This window comes from Gelidibacter sp. (assembly GCF_053579655.1).
Window position 1 is genome coordinate 50,522 of the sequence record NZ_JBMDWE010000018.1, and the last position, 19,825, is coordinate 70,346.

15 protein-coding genes and 1 riboswitch are annotated in these 19,825 nt (G+C 37.9%); of the genes, 2 read left to right on the forward strand and 13 right to left on the reverse strand.

The genetic code is table 11. The features are described 5' to 3' along the window. Positions 1-335: 335 nt before the first annotated feature. The 8 genes from ACOH2D_RS10545 to ACOH2D_RS10580 form a co-directional block, all read right to left on the reverse strand. Positions 336-1,517 carry a glycoside hydrolase family 27 protein gene (locus tag ACOH2D_RS10545; RefSeq protein ID WP_449535192.1) on the reverse strand — a complete coding sequence of 394 codons (1,182 nt, stop codon included), beginning with the start codon at positions 1,515-1,517 and terminating at the stop codon, positions 336-338. Positions 1,518-1,533: 16 nt separating this feature from the next. After that, positions 1,534-3,621, reverse strand: coding sequence for a GDSL-type esterase/lipase family protein (locus ACOH2D_RS10550; RefSeq protein ID WP_449535193.1), 2,088 nt, complete (start codon positions 3,619-3,621; stop codon positions 1,534-1,536). Positions 3,622-3,632: 11 nt separating this feature from the next. Continuing rightward, positions 3,633-4,355, reverse strand: coding sequence for an LrgB family protein (locus ACOH2D_RS10555; protein ID WP_348036541.1), 723 nt, complete (start codon positions 4,353-4,355; stop codon positions 3,633-3,635). Next, the gene (locus tag ACOH2D_RS10560) at positions 4,348-4,722 is read right to left on the reverse strand and encodes a CidA/LrgA family protein (protein WP_348036540.1); all 375 of its coding nucleotides are present in this window, start codon (positions 4,720-4,722) and stop codon (positions 4,348-4,350) included. The genes ACOH2D_RS10555 and ACOH2D_RS10560 overlap by 8 nt, the downstream gene beginning before the upstream one ends. A gap of 180 nt (positions 4,723-4,902) precedes the next feature. Continuing rightward, positions 4,903-6,030, reverse strand: a complete 1,128-nt coding sequence (locus ACOH2D_RS10565) for a sialidase family protein (RefSeq protein ID WP_449535194.1) — start codon at positions 6,028-6,030, stop codon at positions 4,903-4,905. Positions 6,031-6,135: 105 nt separating this feature from the next. Further along, positions 6,136-7,260, reverse strand: coding sequence for a sialidase family protein (locus tag ACOH2D_RS10570; protein ID WP_449535195.1), 1,125 nt, complete (start codon positions 7,258-7,260; stop codon positions 6,136-6,138). Between the two features lie 293 nt (positions 7,261-7,553). Next, a complete protein-coding gene (locus tag ACOH2D_RS10575) occupies positions 7,554-8,327 on the reverse strand; it encodes a creatininase family protein (protein ID WP_449535196.1) in 774 nt (257 codons plus the stop codon). After that, on the reverse strand, positions 8,324-9,493 hold the full coding sequence (locus ACOH2D_RS10580; protein ID WP_449535197.1) for a n-acyl-d-glucosamine 2-epimerase: 1,170 nt from the start codon (positions 9,491-9,493) through the stop codon (positions 8,324-8,326). Before ACOH2D_RS10580 ends, ACOH2D_RS10575 begins: the two co-directional genes overlap by 4 nt. Before the next feature lie 132 nt (positions 9,494-9,625). Between ACOH2D_RS10580 and ACOH2D_RS10585 the strand changes: the two genes are divergently transcribed. Then, entirely contained in the window at positions 9,626-10,345 is a 720-nt protein-coding gene (locus ACOH2D_RS10585; RefSeq protein WP_348036471.1) for a FadR/GntR family transcriptional regulator, read from the forward strand. Here the strand turns inward: ACOH2D_RS10585 and ACOH2D_RS10590 are convergent. The 5 genes from ACOH2D_RS10590 to ACOH2D_RS10610 form a co-directional block, all read right to left on the reverse strand. Beyond that, positions 10,332-10,784, reverse strand: a complete 453-nt coding sequence (locus ACOH2D_RS10590) for a NanQ anomerase/TabA/YiaL family protein (RefSeq protein WP_449535198.1) — start codon at positions 10,782-10,784, stop codon at positions 10,332-10,334. The genes ACOH2D_RS10585 and ACOH2D_RS10590 overlap by 14 nt on opposite strands. Before the next feature lie 293 nt (positions 10,785-11,077). Then, entirely contained in the window at positions 11,078-11,983 is a 906-nt protein-coding gene (locus tag ACOH2D_RS10595) for a dihydrodipicolinate synthase family protein (RefSeq protein WP_449535199.1), read from the reverse strand. A gap of 102 nt (positions 11,984-12,085) precedes the next feature. After that, a complete protein-coding gene (locus ACOH2D_RS10600) occupies positions 12,086-13,594 on the reverse strand; it encodes a RagB/SusD family nutrient uptake outer membrane protein (protein WP_449535200.1) in 1,509 nt (502 codons plus the stop codon). Between the two features lie 11 nt (positions 13,595-13,605). After that, on the reverse strand, positions 13,606-16,887 hold the full coding sequence (locus tag ACOH2D_RS10605) for a SusC/RagA family TonB-linked outer membrane protein (RefSeq protein ID WP_449535201.1): 3,282 nt from the start codon (positions 16,885-16,887) through the stop codon (positions 13,606-13,608). A gap of 537 nt (positions 16,888-17,424) precedes the next feature. Beyond that, positions 17,425-18,138, reverse strand: coding sequence for an SDR family oxidoreductase (locus ACOH2D_RS10610; RefSeq protein ID WP_348036118.1), 714 nt, complete (start codon positions 18,136-18,138; stop codon positions 17,425-17,427). 179 nt (positions 18,139-18,317) lie between these two features. Further along, positions 18,318-18,382, forward strand: a riboswitch (Fluoride riboswitch). Positions 18,383-18,419: 37 nt separating this feature from the next. Between ACOH2D_RS10610 and ACOH2D_RS10615 the strand changes: the two genes are divergently transcribed. Beyond that, entirely contained in the window at positions 18,420-19,754 is a 1,335-nt protein-coding gene (locus tag ACOH2D_RS10615) for a voltage-gated chloride channel family protein (protein WP_449535202.1), read from the forward strand. Positions 19,755-19,825 lie beyond the last annotated feature (71 nt).

Below are 19,825 nucleotides of genomic sequence, written 5' to 3' on the forward strand. Positions count from 1 at the left end.
AACACATTAAATTGTGGTTAACTTATTATTAACTCAGCATTACGGCTTCCAGCTAATAAAGTGATGTTGCTGCCTATTTTATAAGCTCGGTAAACCCTACCGCCCCGACTTTTTTTGAGCATCAATGAGCCAAGGCCCTGAATATGGAAAGGACGTTTCAGGGTAATTATCATCTAAAATATAAGTGATGAGATCGCCTTTAAATGCAAAAGCTTTTCATTAACCAATAATGAGCGTCCGTTTGAATATTTAAATCTAGTTTGGTTAAACCCATTTACATTTTATTTTCTATTCTCCAGTTAAGGCTAGAGGTTATTTAATGACCTACAAGCCTTCTATTTAGACAATCTAAAAACAACAACATCCCGTGAAGGAATTTCAATGGTTACTTTCCTATTGGTAGCCCCAACGATCTCATTTTCCCAAAGATTCGTTATTTTATAGTCGCCAGAAAAATCCTTGATTTTAATTTTTGACCAATCCACCTCATAGGTTTTATTCGTCGTGTCTCGGTTGAAAAAACAGATAGCCATATCGCCGTTAGACAATGGTTTTTGCCAAATTTCAAAATTACCAAAGTCTTCAATCTTAAATCCTTGCTTACCCAAAACATCTTGATTCACTGCAATCAATGCTTTATTGGTCAGGATTTTATGATCGCTAGCGCTCATCGATCTTAAATCGTTGCCCGCCATTAAAGGAGCTGCCAACATGCACCACAAACTAAAGTGTGCTCTTGCTTCATTTCCGGGCATATTATTATTTCCAACGGCAAGCATATCGGGATCGTTCCAATGCCCAGGACCGGCATATTTTTCTAAACCAACTTGCAGGTCAACGATGTCTGACCATCCCAGATGATTTCCCCAAATATCGCCATCGTATCGGCCTTGCATATCAATATCCAGAGTCGTTCGCCAAAGGTGCGCGACATCTTCAGCCCATTCCCAAGGTTTGTTTTCGCCCCATTCACACATACTAAATACAATAGGTCGTCCCGCTTTATGCAAGGCATCTCTCATAAGCGCGTAAGATTGTTTTGCATCTTGCCCTTCAGTAAAACACCAGTCGTATTTTAAATAATCGACACCCCATTCCGCATAAACCTCAGCATCTTTCATTTCAAAACCTTTACTTCCTGGGCGACCTGCGCATGTTTTTGTTCCTGCATCGGAATAGATCCCAAATTTCAAACCTTTGGAATGGACATACTCCACTAAATTTCTTATCCCGGAAGGAAACTTCTCTTTATCCACTACTATATATCCATTGTCATCACGACCTATTTGCCAGCAATCGTCAATCACGATATATTCATAACCCACCTCTTTAAACCCTTTTTCAGCCATGGCATCGGCCATCTCTTTAATGACGGTTTCGTTAACTCCATCACATTGAAAACTGTTCCAACTATTCCATCCCATCGGAGGCGTCATTGCCAAACCTTCAAATTTTTGGGCAAAACCATGGCCAACAAAAACAAGTGTAAACATTAAAAAAAGGATTTTTCTTCTCATGACTTTAAATTTTATATTATTCATTATTATTAGAAAAAGTAGACGCAGGCAAACCGGATTCATTAATTAAATTCCCATCGGAATAAGACGTATACCCATACTTTATATATCTCGGATTTTCAATTTCCGGAGACCAAACGACCAACGTATTATTGACGATTTTAGATTTTGCAGGAACAAAATTTTTATCAGAGCCAGCAATAAACACATCCTTTACAGCTTCATTATCTGTAGTTTTCAAACCTTCGCCATGCTTAAAATGGACTTCTATGGTATTGTCATTGACGTTGACAAAATCTAAGAGCGGTCCAGAAAAAGCAATATCTAGATTATAATCCTTATGAAGTGCGATATTTGAAAGTCGTTTGCCCACCACCCATTTTTTTCGGGGATGCACATCGGTTTGGTCGCCCACATCATAAGACACCGCCATCCCTGTATTCGGCAGTTCCAACAATCGGCGTTGTGAATCCCTAAACAGCCCCCAATTATATCTATCAATACTGCTCAATTGCACATAATAAAATGGAAGTGCTGCATTATTGAAATGAGTTCGCCAATCGTTTACCAACATCTTAAATAAGTTGGAATGCAGTTGAACCTGTTCGGCATTGGATTCGCCTTGATACCAGATGACACCTTTGATAGTGTAATTGGTAAGCGGCAAAATTCCTGCATCAAACAAAATAGTCGGCTGATACGGATGTCTGGCTTTTATTTTAGATTTAGCCAAATCTTCCATATTCAGTTCAATTCGTTCCCGAACCCAAGTATCCACCATCGGATTTAAGCGGGTATCATTCAACAAATCCACCGTTTCATGGGTTCGCTCCATGGATTCCCGGCTGATCCAACTTTGGATAGGCGAACCCCCAATCGCATTATTAATAATACCAACTGGCACGTTTAATTTTTTCTGAAGATTATAAGCGAAAGCATAAGCTATTGCGGAAAAATCGCCAAGATTACTTGTCGTTGCCAGCGACCATCCTGAATTTTCGAAATAAGCATTGGCATTAGAATTTTGAAGTTCCTCATCCGTAAATTTTTCGCCCGATAAGGTTTTCCCAGTCATAGAAAACAAAAACACATTCGGATTCATAGAATCTTTTAAAACGGTCGTCGCACTTTCCATATCACGTACTTTCCACCCCATATTGGACTGCCCCGAAGCCAACCAAACCTCACCAATATAGACCTTGTTTATTGCAATGGACTTCGTAGCCGTTGCAAATTTCAATGGATACGGACCGCCAGCTGGCATGGGTGGAAACTCAACTTTCCAATTTCCATTAAAATCAGCTTTTACCTTTTGGGTCTTCTTGTTAAATTGAACGGTAACCACATCATTATAATTGGCCGTTCCATTAAAACGAATGGCCTCATTCCGTTGCAGCACCATGTTTTCACCATAAAGGATGGACAGTTTCAAACCACCGTAATTTCCAGTGATGGCACTATACACTTTATCCGCAATAATTTTAGCACCTTCTTTGGTTGGATGCAAATTATCAGGAAAATATTCAGGAAAACGGTACAAAGGCTCATGTAAATCAATGACTTCTACCTGTGCTTTTTGAGCGATGACTTCTATTTTGGATTGAATTTCCTTAAAACTTTCACGCATGCCTTCCTCAAACCAATGATGACCAGAAAAAGTAGGCGTCATTTTGCAAATGATCACATTGGGTTTGGACGGCAGATTCTTATACACCGCAATCATATCTAAATAATCCTGTTCAAATTCGTCTTTATGATTTGGCCAGTTGTTATTGCCTTGATCATTTAAACCCAAATGAATGATGACAATATTTGGTGCGAATTTTTTAGAGTTTTCAAATTCAGGCGTGTTCCAATAGGGTTTATGTCCGTTTTTGAGCATGGTTGCCCCAGAATAGCCAAAATTTCCAACTTCATAATTTGATCCTAATAGGTTTTGAAGTTGCTGAGGATACGAATTTTCTTCTCTATCTACAATCCCAGCGCCGAAAGTGACGCTATCACCAACACAGGCGACTTTTACGGTTTGGGAAACCATTGCATAGGACAAAAGCAATATCAAGGCACTAAGAATACTTTTGCTGTTTTTTGAAGTTGACTTCATATTAAAATTCTTTAAATTATAAATTGATTGCCCTCTACATATCCCACGATCCAAATGACCACATAAGGTGCAATCAGGGTGGTCAGGATACCGTTGACACACATGGCCAATCCGCTATAAGCACCAGGCAAATGTCCTTCTTCTATAGCGCGTGCCGTCCCGATGCCGTGGGCTGCAGTTCCCAAAGCGGTGCCCATAGCCGTTTTGCTTTTGATGCCGAGCGCTTCTAAAAAAGCAGGACCAAAGGCATTTCCAAAAATTCCCACCGCAATTACAACGCCTGCCGTTATGGAGGGAATGCCATGAGTGATTTTTGTTATTTCAATAGCAATCGGGGTCGTGACAGATATTGGAATCATAGACCTAATCAGCACATCGGGCGCATTCATAAAAACCGCAATGAAGGAAACGGACAAAATACTGACAATGCCACCACAACCAACGGCTAATAAAAAAGGATAGATATTGTGTTTTATCAATTGATATTTCTCAAAAAACAAAACGCCAAGTGCTACGATTGCAGGTCCCAAGAAAAAACTCCAATACTTACCGCCTTTGTTATAATCTGTGAAACTGACATCAAACACCACCAAGAACAGAATAATGAGTGCACTGGCTATTAAAACAGGATTGAATAGCACAAATTTTATCTTTTTCCTTAGAGCGAGCGCACTAAAAAAAGCAATCAACGTAATGCCGATCCCAAAAATTGGAAGTTTAAAGAACTCAGTCATGCTTCTCCAGTTTTTGTTGCACGATTGCGGTCACATAAAGCGTTATTAAAGTGCTTAATCCTGCAGCAACAGTCAGAACAATCCAATGTGCTTTTATAAAATCAAAATACGCTAGAAGTCCAACGCCGAAGGGAACAAAAAACAACATCAAATATTGAATTAGTTTATCTGAGGCAGGTTTTACGGTTTCGAGTTTGATTAACTTCAATTTCAGTGCTACGAAAATCAAAATCATGCCCAAAATATTCCCAGGCACGGGGAAATCAATAAAGTAAACGATTAACTCTCCCAAGCCAAGGAATAAAAAAATGTACAGAAACGCTTTCAGCATTTTAAAATGATCATTGCGCAAATTCAATATTTTCATACTATTAACAGTCGCTTAAAAATCTAATTGACACAGGACGAAGGGCTAAAAAGTGTTGGAATGAATGCCATTTTTACATAATACGAAGGTCATACGTCCTATGTCATTTACATCTTAAGTCAAATTTTAAAATTACATGATTTTACCTAAAATCTGACCTTTAGTCTTATCAAGAATCAATTATTTCTTTCCAGATTTTTTATAAACGTCTTTTCCATCGGTCAACCAATCTAAAGAAAAGCTTACAAATGAATTTTTCGTGTAGTCATCTTTTTCAAAAAACACACCGATATCGCCATTTTCAAGAATGGTCAAATCCGAATAAGCCGAAGGTCCAGCGTAAACGGTTTTGCCTTCTGTCCATGTTTTTCCTTCGTCATAACTGACACGCACGGTCAAATTAACACGGTCTTTCTCTGAATTAGCATTAGAAAAAAGAAGTCTGTTTTTGTCATGACCATCTGCAGTAGAAGTGTAGCGAAGAATGCTAGCGTTGCAACTTGGATCTTTCAATTCTGGCGCTGGATTGGTAGTCCAAGTTTTCCCGTCGTCATTTGACCTGTGCACATAACGCATTCCGGCACCGTTAACACGCGCATTGATCATCAAAGTACCATCGGCAAGTTCTATCACTTTTGATTCGTCGGCGGGTTGAATTGGAGTGTCCATAAAAAACCAGGTTTTCCCGTGGTCTTCACTTCCGAAAAGATGAAGTCCGCTGTTCAGATTTGCCATCGTGTGCAACAATTTACCAGAACGGGTTTGAATGCCCCTTCCAGAAGTAATGAATTTAAAATCCTTGTGCCATTCCGGCTTTGTGATTTGAGCTGTAATATCTTCCGGTTCGCTCCAAGTTTTACCATTATCAATACTTTTCACAACATGCAGATAGTAAATATCTTTTTCCGTGTCCAAATTCATGAAATTATAAAACATGAAAATGGCGTCGGTTTCGCTATCCACAATCATGGACGGATCAGACGCCGATTGTCCCTCAGGTAAATCTACGACCGTTTCAATAGCAGACCATGTTTTACCATTATTTGCACTTCGTCTCACAATGATATTGGCGTTGCGATTTGTTCTTAAATCGCCACAGTCGGGCACACGTTCATCAATTGCGGCAATAAGGTCGCCATTAGGTGCAGTTACAATAGCAGGAATTCGGTAACAGGCCACGTCATGATTCATGCCCGTGTTGAACAAGTCGTGAAATACCAAGGCATCGTCCGAATAATCTGTTTTTTGCTTTGTTCCACCGCAACTAAAAATAAATGTAGAAATTAGGATTAGAAATATTCTTTCCATCTTTAGAATAGAGTATTAATTGATTGTTAAGGAATAAAACCTAAATAGTTTAATCAAAAAAAAGAGCCTTCAGAAAAATTCCCTAGGCCCTCTTTAAATTAAAATTTATTTTCTCGCTTTCTTATAAACGTCTTTGCCGTCGGTCAACCAGTCCAAAGAAAAATATACAAACGGATTTTTGGTGTACTCATCTTGTTCAAAAAACAATCCAATATCGCCATTATCAAGAATTGTCATATCTGAATATGCTGACGGACCTTCGTAAATCGTTTTACCTTCGGACCATGTTACGCCTTCGTCATAACTAATGCGAACAGTCATATTAACGCGTCCTTTTTCAGATTTGGCATTCGAAAAAAGAAGCCTGTTTTTATCATAACCATCTTTAGTATCCGTGTATCGAATGATACTGGCATTGCATCCTGGGTCGATTAATTCTGGTGCTGGTGTAGTCGTCCATGTTTTTCCTTCGTCCGTAGAGCGATGTACATAACGTATTCCTGCTCTATTCACACGGGCATTGATCATCAAAGTGCCATCAGTAAGCTCAATCACTTTTGATTCGTCAGCCGGCTGAATTGGTGTGTCAATAAAATACCATGTTTTTCCGTGGTCATCACTTCCAAATAAATGAAGGCCACTGTTGAGATTGACCATGGTATGCAATAATTTACCTGAACGTGTTTGAATACCTCTTCCTGAGGTAATGAATTTAAAGTCATTTTTCCATTCGGGCTTAGCAATATAAGGTGTAATATCCTCTGGTTGGCTCCATGTTTTACCATTATCGACACTTTTAACGACATGTAGATAGTAGATATCCTTTTCTGTTTCTAAATTCATGAAATTGTAAAACAAGAAAATCTCCTTGGTCACCTCATCCACGATCATCGATGGATCAGAGGCGGATTGTCCGTATGGAAAATTCACTACGGTTTCGATATTTGACCAGGTTTTCCCATTGTCTGAACTTCTTCTTACAATGATATTAATATCGTTGCTGTATTTTAAATCGCCGCAATTGGGCACACGCTCATCAATAGCAGCAATAACATCGCCGTTTGGCGCCGTTACAATGGCAGGAATTCGGTAACATTGCACGCCCTCAGTCATGGACGTATTGAACAAATCCTGAAATACTGGAGCACCATCAGTCGTACTTTTAGTTTGGGTTTTCACACCGCAATTAAAAAGGAATACGGCGATTAGGAGTGTGAGTAGTTTATTCATCATTATTGTATTTATATTATTTATTCTTTTAGGTATTCAGTGAAAAAATCATCGCTCAACTCAATTTTTAATTTCAAAATCAATCATCCGTCAGATTTATTATAGAACACAGATGACGCTGATTGTGCTGATTTTCACTGATTTATTTTGGCTTTTATTTCAAGCCATGAACATCATTGGCCGAACATCGAACATCGTCTGACCGAATTCAAAGTATATTCTCTATATTCTATTTTCTTTGCTCTATCCTCTTTGTTCTTGATTCTAATAGCGAAGCGGTCTTAATTCTTATTTCACTCATACATATCATCCACATCGGCATGATGTAGTTCTTCAAAAAAGTCAGCGACGTTTTGTGTGACCACTTCTAAAAAGGCTTTTCCTTTTTCTTTGGTGGCCAATTTAGGATTTCCAACACCAGTATCTTCAGTGACTTGTGTCCATTGGCGCTGTGAGCTGACCCAACCTTCTTTAAGGCCTTTGATTTTAAATGTTTTGGCGGCTCCATCTCCTGCTTCTTCCAATGGCAATACTAAATTCGGAGCAATGTACTGCATCGCTGAAGTTTCCAATTCGCCAGCGTGATCGCCAGGTTCGTCAAAAAAATCGGTTTCTTTAGCGGTTTGCCACCAATTAAGAGCACACACAAAAACCTTTGGAAATTCAAGAGTTAATTCTCTGATGATCTGTTTAAAATTATTGCCACCATGGGAATTGACAATCACTAATTTTCGAATATTTTGCCCGTCCAACACTTGAACAATATCTCTTAAGACAGCGTATTGCGTACTTGGACTCATGTTTATACAGAGTGAAATATCCATTTGACCGGTATTGACCCCAAACGGAATCGTAGGCAATACCACAACTTTAGCATTTTTATCCCAGGCTTTTTTTGCTGCCTCAATGGCCACATATTCCGCCTGAAAATTATCGGTAGCGTATGGCAGATGGTAATTATGTGCTTCCGTAGCGCCCCAAGGCAAGACTGCAACCGTAAAGTTGGTTTTCTTGACAGCTTTCCAATTGGTCTCTGCCAAAACATAAGGCCTGATGGAGTTTATCATAATGCGATGGGTTTATTTTCTATTTTATCAAAGGTTTTCCAACATTGGTACATGGCTCTTGGCACGTGGAAACAGCCTTTCCATTTACCGCCTTTTAAATCGAGCAATACTTCGCCCTGTCTGTTTAAATAACCAAACCATTCGCCATTTTCAGGATCTGAAAAATGAGACCACGCGTACTCATGCACTTTTTCATACCAAACCATCAGCTCTTTTCGACCCGTTTGTTCGTAGGCTTTGGATAATGCCACTAAGGCTTCCAAATGCACCCACCATAGTTTTTGATCCCACTCCAATTGTTGTGGCGGTTTACCCAGCGCATCCATAAAATAAAAGATACCGCCGTATTTCTCATCCCAACTGTACTCTAAAATGCGTAAAATGGTATCCGTAGCTTTTTCGATAAGCTCGGTATCATTGCGTCTCACGCCAATATCAATCATAAACCACATGGCTTCAATACCGTGCCCGGGATTTAGGAGTCGGCCATTAAAACTATCTTCATGAGTGCCATCAGGACGGACAAATTCATAGATAAGTCCAGAATCTTTATCCAAAAAGACATTCATCACTTCATTGATGCTGAAATCGATGGTTTTATTAACTTCATCTTCATCTAAAACAGACTCCAATTCCAACACCAAATTGGACAAAATCATTGGTAGGGAAAAACTTTTTAAAGGGCGTTCACCAGTCGATTTCTCGTAATGTCCTTTCGGATTGTCTTTCTTTTTTAAGATATTGAGATAGGTCTGTTTCGCCAATTGCTTAATCTCTTTATCGCCAGATGCTAAAGCATATTGACTAAATGCCATGGCGGCAAAACAATCGGAAAAAATATTATAAGGCTGCACTAATGGCTTCCCTTCTTTGGTCGTTGAGAAATAGAAATTTCCATCTTTATCCATGCCATGTTTGATGATAAAATCGATACCATGTTTTGCCGTTTTTAACCAGGGCTCATGTTTTTCAAAGGTATTATAAAGCATTGAAAATGTCCACGCTTGCCTACCTTGGAGCCACATAAACTTATCGGTATCATAAACCTTACCTTTAGTGTCCAAACAGGTATAATAACCACCAGATTCTGAATCTATTGAATGATTTTCCCAAAATGGAATAATATCATCGAGCAGTGCTTTTTTATAAAGTGAAGTATATTTCATATCTTATAGAATTTCAGAAAATTATTGTCATTTTTACGTGCGTATATAATTAACTTTGCGTAATATGTACTACATAATACAAACTTAACGAAATTAGATTTATAAATTACATTTGCAGTAAACTAAATTAGCATGAAAAACCGCATAAGCCTTAAGCCATTAACCAACCTCTCTTTAGTCGATAAAGTAGAAATTCGCATCACTGAATATATCAAAAGCAATAGGCTTCAGGTAGGCGACACCATCCCTAAAGAAATGGAGTTTGCAGAAGCGCTTGGCGTCAGCAGAACGGTGATTAGAGAAGCGTTGACCAGACTTCGGACGATTGGCATTATCGATTCTAAAAAGCATAAAGGCATGGTGGTTTCTCAGCCCGATTTTATCGAAAACTTCGAAAAGGTAATGGAGACCAATTTGTTGGGCGATGAGACCTTAATGGATATTTTTGAATTGCGTTTGATTTTAGAAATGGGAATGGTCGATTTAGTGTTTGCACGAAAGACGGATGAAGACTTGATCGAACTGGAAAAAATTGTTGAAAAGATGGAAAAAGACGCTCCAGAGTCTAACGTTTTCAGTCTGAAAAATGAAGTGGCATTTCATGGCAAACTCTATGACATGTCAGGAAATAAGACTTTACAAAGAGTTCAAAACATCCTTTTACCGGTTTTTCAGTACGTCCATGACCACAAATTACCTGATGCCAAAACCTATATGTATGCTAAAAACTTCGTTTCACACCGTCAACTTTTAGACTATTTAAAGGAAGATGATAAAGAGAAATTCAGAAAGGGATTGGCGCAACATTTAGAGCCACATTTTGACAGAGTTCTAAAAACTACTGAATTCTAACCTTAAAAACTGCTTTTTTAACCAGTGACGGCTCGCCAGTAGTTAGATCGGGCATGTGAATATCATCTGGAAAGAAGATCGCAAACATCCCAGCTTTTACTGTGATGATGTCATAAGGTTCCTCAAACAACATATAATCATCAGTGTCGTCATAGGCTTTTTTTGGTTTTTGACCAGCGTTGATAGTCACTCCCATTTTCTCAATACCTTGCACTACATATTGAACGTCAATGTATTTTAGATGCGATTCCAAAAGCTGATCGGCAATGGGATTGGTTGGATTTTCCTTTAAAATGACAAAAAGAGCCTCGCCATCAATCTCATGTTTACCCATTGGCAAATTGGCGAAATCGGCGCTTGTAATATAATCTAAAGCTTTAGCAATCCCTGGATGAACGCCGCGATATAGGTTTGCGTTTTCTATTTTATCTAGTATCATGTGTGTGTGTGAATTTTGTTAAGGTTGGGAAATAGAATCAAGACCGCTTCGCTTTTAGAATCAAGAATCAAGACTTGATCCGTAAGGGCGAGAAAGCGGTAGATTTAAAAACTATGATTATTCTTATTTTTTTAGATTTTATAAATTTAAACAATTCAACGTCTCGTCGTGACCAACACGTGATAAACAGCTATATATCTAAATTAATTAACAGAAAAACTTGTTTTTAAAACAAAAAAACCAAGCGCAAAATTAATACTTCGCTTGGTTTTTTCATTGTTATTAAAAAGAAATTATTTACTCAAATGCTCCAATAATCCGATGTCTTCCAATTCCTTTCTGATTTCGACATAGGCTTCATCAGAAAGCGTGGTATGTGGGAATCTACTTGGGCCACAATCGATGCCTAAGGTTTTCATAAAGCCTTTAGCAACACCGTTAAAACCACCATGACCATCTAAAATTTCAACAAAACGGATGGCTTTTGTTTGCAATGCCGCAGCTTCGGTCATTTTACCTTCTTCAAAAAGGGTTTTTATTTTATAGTATGCAGGCGCCAAATGATTGTAAGTACTTCCTACCCATCCATCGGCCCCAAGTGGTAAACTTGAAATGAAAATCTCATCAAACCCAAATAGGATATTGTATTTCCCTCCTTCAAAATTCTTGCAGTGCAAGAAATCAATCAAATTGTTATTGGTAAACTTGATACCTTCAAAATTCGGAATTTCCTTTGGCGCTACTTTTAAAAAGTCGAGCATATTCAAATTGGCGCCACTCAACACAGGAATATGATAGTAGTAAAATGGCAAGTTAGGTGCACACGCGGCAACTTCCTTACAATATTGCACTAACTTATCTATCGTGTTTAACTTAAAATAATACGGTGCCAAAACTCCAATCGCATCTACCTTATCTGCTGCATGTGTCGCCAATTCCTTAGCCACTTTTAAACTTGGATCGCCAACATGGTCAATCAAATATAAATCGGAGGATTTATTTTGAGACCAAGCCGTTGTAATCTGCTTTCTTTCTTCTGTGGATAACGATACAAAATCCCCAGTGGAGCCATTCATAAAGACCCCAGAGACTTTGTTTCTCACTAAAAATCTACCATATTCCTTAATAACACTAATGTTTAATGAACCGTCCTGGTGCATTGGAGCGTAAGTAGCCGCTATTAAATTTTTTATTTTCATATATTGCTTATAAAGCTCGTTTCAATTTTTAAGTTTTAAAAAAAGAGAGTTGAGCTTTCAAACAAAACTCTCTTTTTTGACTAACTCAAATAAAATTACTAACTAATTTGTGTAACCCGGAGTTTGATCTAACAAGGGGTTTCTTCCAATCATATCCTGAGTAATTGGCAAAAGTAACTTATACTCATCACCTGGGTTTAAAAATCTGATATTTTCAATTACAAAATTATTTCCAGCGCGTCTTAAATCCCACCATCTTTTGCCTTCACCAATAAACTCTTTGTAACGCTCATTTAAAATAGCATTGGTATTTGCTAATTGCGAACCGTTGACATAATCCATGGTAGCCGAATCATAATTGGCTCCGTAAGCCCTTGCACGGATTTGATTGATTTCTGCTGATGGATCCTCACCCAATAAATTTTTTGCTTCAGCCAATAATAAAATCACATCTGCATACCTGTACACAGGGACGTCATTTTCAAAAATACGGACCGTACCATCAACTCTTCCTAAAAACTTATTAAATATTGAACCGAAGTATTTTGACGCATTATATGTAGGATAGCCGGCACCACCATTATTATCAGTATACAATCTGATAAATGCGGCATCTTTTCTTGTGTCGTTGTTATCATCCAACAACAAAAGTGTTTTTTCAGACTGACCATATCGGTTTGCGCCGCCAATAATAAAAGAATTCATTGAAGCCCCGTCATCATTAAATTGAGGACGAATCTCAGTCGTTCTACCTGTTAAATTACTATAGAAATTCTCAGCTTCATCTCGCTTATATTGAATCGCAAATATGAATTCAGCATTACCTTCATTTTCCACCCCCCATAATTTCGAAACACTTGGTGCCAAGCTCACTCCTAGTGAGGAAATTTGCTCTAAAGCCGACTTAGCTTCAATAAAATCAGCATTTCCGCCAGACAGTAAATTTCCAGACCAGATATACACATCACCTTTAAGTGCTAAGGTGGCTGCCTTAGACCAAAATACGCGTGTGCCCAACCAATAACTTCCATCCGACCCAAATGCATTTAAAGACGCTGCAATATCAGATTTTATTTGAGCCATGACATCGGCTTGTGGAGATCTCGCTTTACTTAAACTTGATGCATCTATATCCGTTAAAGGCTCTAAAATAATTGGTACATCCCCCCAAGTTTTTAGAAGGGTATAATAATAAAACGCTCTTAATCCGTATGCTTGCCCCAATAAATGTGCTTTCTCTGACTCTTTAGTGAATGGCACATTTGGTAGGTTTACAATAAAATCATTAACCCTGTATATTCTAACATATAAGTCTGCCCATCCATTAAAAGGTGCCGTAGCAATAGTAATATTAGATTCGATCAGATTCTCACTAGCAGGCGACTCATAAGTTCGCCCTCCCCATATATCACTTCGCATTTCCCCTAATAACCACAAGTTTTGTGCTGATGCCCTAATGTTGGCATACAACCCGGTATGCGCGGCTTTTGCACCTTCTTCGCTATTCCAAAAACCTTGCACTGTTAATTCGCTTGGGCTTTTTGAATCAAGCTCATTTGAACACGCGCTTAAAACCAATACCGTGATCAATAAATATATATACTTTTTCATCTTCTTAAAATTTAAAACGTTACGTTAAGACCTAGAGTAAATGTTCTTGGCATAGGGAAATTCCCAAACTGAATACCACCAATCTCTGGGGTATCACCTCTCATACTTTTAAAGTAATGCAAGTTAGAACCTGTCACATAAATACTCAATCTATCAATAACACCATCAAAATATTCTGTTGGTAAGTTATAATTTAGAGTTACTTCACGTAATGCTAAATAGTCTCCTTTCTCCCAGAATTTTTCGTTCCCATAGTTTTGTAAATCGCTGGTACTTTCACCACCTCTCCACACGTTTTTAGACCCGTTAACAAAAACAAAACGCGGCCAATCGGCATCTGTATTAGTTGGAGTCCAAGAATCTCCGACTCTAGTAGGTAGTGCTTGATTACCTTGAGTTTGAGCATATCCTTTATTGTCGAGATGATTCCATACTAAATGACCTGTAGCAAAATCCGTTTTTACAAATAAGCTAAAGTTTTTATATGCTACACTCGTTGTGAATCCTCCAACAAAATCCGGAGTGGTACGTCCAATAATTTTTCGGTCCAGACCATCAATAACACCATCGCCATTTTGATCTTTCCATTTCACATCACCTGCCCAACGTTTGTTACGGCTATTCACGGGCATATAATTATCTCTTATCCCATTATCTGCATCAGCTTCAGCCTGTGTGGCATAAATACCGGCTTGCTCAAAAGCGACTACTAAATCATGACCAGAACGTTGACCTTCTTGAAAACCACCTACCCATTCTTCTTTGCCAGTTTTTGAATTCCAAATCAATGTACCGCCTTGTCTATTAAACTCGTTATCATTTTCAGGAAGTTTTACCACATAGTTTTTATTAGAGCTAAAAGTGGCACCAAAATTCCAAGTTACATCTTCAGTCCTAAGAATATCAGCATTGAATTGCATCTCAAAACCTTTGTTTCTTATGGTCCCGTTGTTAGTTAATATATTTCTAAACCCAGTATAATAAGGCAATTCTAAAAGCGCTAATTTATCTTTAATGTCTCTTGAGTACACATCAGTAATAATTGAAATTCGGTCATCAAAAAATGAGATATCTAAACCAGCATTTAAGGTTGTTGACTTTTCCCACACTAAGTCTAACGTAGGCAATACTGTATTAGCATACCCTGTTTGACCGTTATATACATATGGAAAAATAAGATTTCCATTCGCATCCTTGTCTTGCCCATAAACCCCGTAAACTCCATAATTGCTCAACACATCTTGATTACCATTAACACCATAACTTAATCTCGGTTTTAATCTCGTAATGATATTTTTGATTGATGATTCTTTAAAGAATTCTTCGTTATGCACATTCCAACCCAAAGATACGCCTGGGAAAAAGTCGTATTTATTATTTGCTAGTCTTGAAGACCCATCATATCTATAAGTAAAGCCAAATAAATAACGGTTATCATAATCATATAACAAGCGACCAAAAGTAGATACTATTACATATTCAGTTTCAAAACTCGTTGGAATACCATTGGCTACTGCACCGGCATTAGCAGTTCCAATTAAATCGGTTGGAGAATTCCGTGTCCCGGCACGTGACTGAAAGAAATTGTCTTTATAATATTCCCCACCAACCAATGCATTAAAATTATGATCTCCAAACTTTTTCATATAGTTCAAAGTTCCTGTCAATTGATTTCTTAAGGTTCTATCTAAGCTAAATCCTGCTAGTCTCGTGGTATTTAATGGACCAGTAGTACTACCTTCTCTATAAGCTTTATTAAAACTTTCATCATGATTATTGACTGTAAAATGGCTTCCATTAACCGATAAAGTCAAATCTTTTACAAGGTCCCAATCAACACCAACAGAGGCAGATAAACGTTGCTCTAAATTAGTTCTATCAAATTTATCTTGGTAATATAATGGATTCCCAAAACTAAAGTTTGTACCTGTAGCATATTGATCTGACCAAGAACCATCAGGATTACTGTCATAAGTTCTGGAAGTTGGCGCCTGACCTTGAAATCTACTAAACACCGTATCATCACTTCCTAATGGACTCCTATTCAAATTAGAATGCGAGTAGAGGACGTTTGAGTTGACTTTAAAATTATCAGTAATTTTATAAGTACCGCTAAACTTTCCTGAGTAACGTTTAAATCCAGAGCCTAAAATAAGACCTTCGTTATCCAAAGCTCCTAACCCTAAATAGTAAGTCCCTTTTTCATTACCGCCATCAAAGGATAAATAATGATCTTTGGACACACTATTTTGATAGATACGTTCGGAAATATCCGTAGCGTCGTAAAACAAAATTTCCTGACCTGGATTCACTACATCCGGGATGTACTTCCATCCTGGTGTATTCAATAAATAGCTATTGGCAGATGATAATCTTTGTGTCGTAAATGGATCATTTGTAGCATTATTACCCGTACCCATACTGTTTGCGCCATTTAAAAAAGCTACAAACGCATTAGGATCACCTACAACATTTCTATACCAAGCAATACCTTGTCTGTTATAATTGATATGGTCTTCAGCACCAAGATAGTGTTGATCGTTTCTTTCTTTATTAGTACTGAACTTATAGCGATAATTGATGGAAGAACGCCCAACCTTACCTGTTTTTGTGGTTACCAAAATAACACCATTAGCAGATCTTGCCCCGTAAATAGCCGTTGCAGCCGCATCTTTCAAGACCTCAACAGACTCGATATCATCGGCATTCAAAGCATAGAAAGAACCTGGAATACCATCAATTAATATTAAAGGTGAACCTGTACCGCTAAAACCAGTGCCTCCACGCAAAATAATTTGTGGCGTAGAGCCAGGTTGTCCAGTTGTGTTAGTCACTCGCAAGCCCGCAATTGTACCCTGTAATGCCGTGGCGACGTTAGATCTTGTGGATGTTTCTAGAATTTTAGTATCCAATTTCGAAACTGAAGTTGTCAATTGTGACCTACTTTGTTTACCATACCCTGTGATGACAATTTCGTCCAACATGGCGGTATCTTCAGCTAAAGATATGTTTAATGTCTGCCCTGTAACTTTAGCTTCGCTGGCTTTATAACCCACAAAACTGAACACAAGCATGTCTCCAGCCTTCGCTTTGATGGTATAATTTCCATCAAAATCGGTAACCGCACCAGTGCTAGTGCCTTTAACAATAACAGTGGCTCCGGCCAATGGCAATTGATCTCCCGATGAAATCACTGTACCTGTTACGCTCATATCCTGACCAAAACTTAAGGCTGGTAAGGCAAAAAGCAAAATAAATATCAAATACATGATATTGAAGTCTTTGTTTCTCATATTAAACTGTTTGAATTAATTAAAATTGAATTAACATTAATAAAGGCATTATGTAATACATAATGCAATGTACATATTAAAACGAACTCTACAAGAGTTCTTTTATGAAAATATTAACAGAGAAACATCTTTTTTAAGAATTGTGCTATCATTGCTGAATAGTTGTAGATATGTCGTGGTAATTCCGTTAATTATTTTGAATTAAGAAACCGGATATTTATGTAGAATAGGGTCAATTATAGGATTTCAAAACATAAAATCGATTGAGATTATTACGTTTTAAATTTCAGATGAGCTGCTCAGATGTCGTTTTTGAGCATTTCAACATCTGGAATGTTAAGCGGAATGGCGTTTTGACACTGCAAATCACTATGCTACTCCAAAAGAACCGAAACTCTACGACAGACTCAACATCTGCCCGATGGCATAGAGAAACAACCCATGCACCTGTCAGGCCTGGATTTTATCAATACATTCAGATTAAAAATGAATAGTCCCGAGCTTTAGCTGGGATATGGAAGTGTAGTAGTTTATCTCCTATTCAGGACTCTTCGGATTTAAAGGTCTAATGGTAATATCACTAATAAGCATATTGTCTGGTGTCTGCAAGATATACACCAAGGTGTTGGCCAAATCTTTTGGTTGTAGCATATTATGATGTGAGGCGATTCCTGAACTTTCAAAAAAATGAGTATCAATGGAACCTGGATTAAAACACGTGACTTTGATATTAAAAAAGCGAAGTTCTTTGAACAAAGCATCACTAAATCCTTGAATTCCAAATTTTGTAGCACAATATGCTGCAGATTCCGCCCTACCTGTACTTCCTAAAATAGAGCCGATATTTATAATATGGGATCCTTCTTCCTTTTTCTTCATTAGGCCAACCACTTGTGAGGTCATAAAATACAAGCCGTTTAAGTTGGTATTGATCATCGTCAACCATTCTTCAGAAGGCATTTCATCTATTTTACCAAAGGAACCAGTTCCCGCATTATTAATGAGAATTTCGGGACTATGGCTTTCTGAAAAGGTTTCGTTAATCCAGCTTTTTACAGTTTCATGATTTGAAATATCCAAAGGAACTGACACAAAGTGATCGCCCAATTTATCTTTTAAGGATTGCAGTGCTTTTACGTTTCGCGCAACCCCATATACTTTTGCGCCACTATGAATCAATGCTTCCGAAATGGCCGCACCAAGCCCGCTACTTGCACCGGTTACTATGGCTGTTTTATTTAGAATGTTCATGATTTTGAGTTTTATTTATTAATTATATCTGATAGAATTAATAGCTCGTCATTATGCGACTTTGATTGTTTTCTGCAGAAATATCATAAATAGACGCACAATTACCTTAGAATAGTTTTCAAAGTAGAATTTTTTTTCCAAGTTACTATAAAACCTTTTTTTTTATTTTATCTTTGCTTTTCAAATTCGGCAATGAGGTCTGCCTTGAACCGTTCCGCTTGGAACTGATGACATCTACTTTTAATGGCTTACGCTACCGTAGAATCATTATTTAAGGCAATATGGACAAAAATAAAATTAAGAGTTTTTTATTCTCATTCGAACAAATACCCACTTTATTATATCTTTTAAAATGGACTCTCATCTGCTTGGTCTTAGGAGTCATCGTTGGAGGTGTTTCTGCTTTTTTCTTACTGAGTTTAGAATGGGCTACAAACTACAGAGAATCACATTTATGGATTATCGCCTTATTGCCTGTTGGAGGATTTATCATCGGATTATCCTATCACTTATTTGGAAGTAGTGTTGTAAAAGGCAATAACTTATTGCTTGAAGAGCTTCATTCTCCGAAGAAAATAATTCCATTTAGAATGGCGCCACTCGTTTTGTTTGGAACCATTGTAACCCATTTATTTGGCGGTTCGGCAGGTCGTGAAGGAACAGCAGTACAGATTGGCGGCGCGATTGCGGATCGATTTACAAAAATTCTCAACCTATCCAAACGCGATCGGCAAATTGTATTGATTGCAGGTATAAGCGCAGGTTTTGCCTCTGTTTTTGGCACGCCCTTGGCTGGCGGAATTTTCGCATTGGAAGTTCTGATTCTAGGTCGGATACGATTGGACGCCATAATCCCAAGTTTTATGGCCGCAGTTTTTGCCAATTATTTTTGTGAAATATGGGGTGTTTCACATACCCAATATACTATTAGTACTGTTGCAGAAATGACGCCCATAAATTTGTTATGGTCTTTATTGGCCGGAATTATTTTTGGTCTGGTGGCCATGCTCTTTTCAAAATCGACTCATTTTTGGAGCAATCTTTTTAATAAGCATATTAAATATCCACCACTCCGTCCTGTCATTGGAGGAACCCTATTGGCAATTGCCATCTATTTTATGGGTACGACCAAATATATTGGTCTTGGAATACCTACAATAGTGGATGCTTTTAACATTGATCTTAATTCTTACGATTTCATCTTAAAGCTTTTATTCACATCCTTTACCCTCGGCGCTGGTTTTAAAGGAGGTGAAGTAACACCTTTATTTTTTATTGGTGCTGCTTTAGGAAATGTACTCATCTGGTTTATTCCTTTGCCAATGGGTTTACTTGCCGGAATGGGATTTGTAGCCGTTTTTGCAGGAGCTACCAATACACCTCTCGCCTGTACTGTAATGGGTATTGAACTTTTCGGAATAGAATCAGGAGTTTTTATTGCCTTGGCTTGTTCTACAGCTTATCTATTTTCAGGTCATACCGGCGTTTATTCTTCTCAAATTATTGGCAGTCCAAAGCATAGTTTATTTATTCGAGAGAAAGGTCTTCATCTTTCTGAAATTAAAAATAAAAGAACAAAAACAGAACAAAAAAACGGAGAACTTGATGACGATTAGGATCTATTTTGAATAGCTCAAAAAATCAATAAGCCATCCTTTTTTAAAACAAATGTACGCTTCCGACGTTT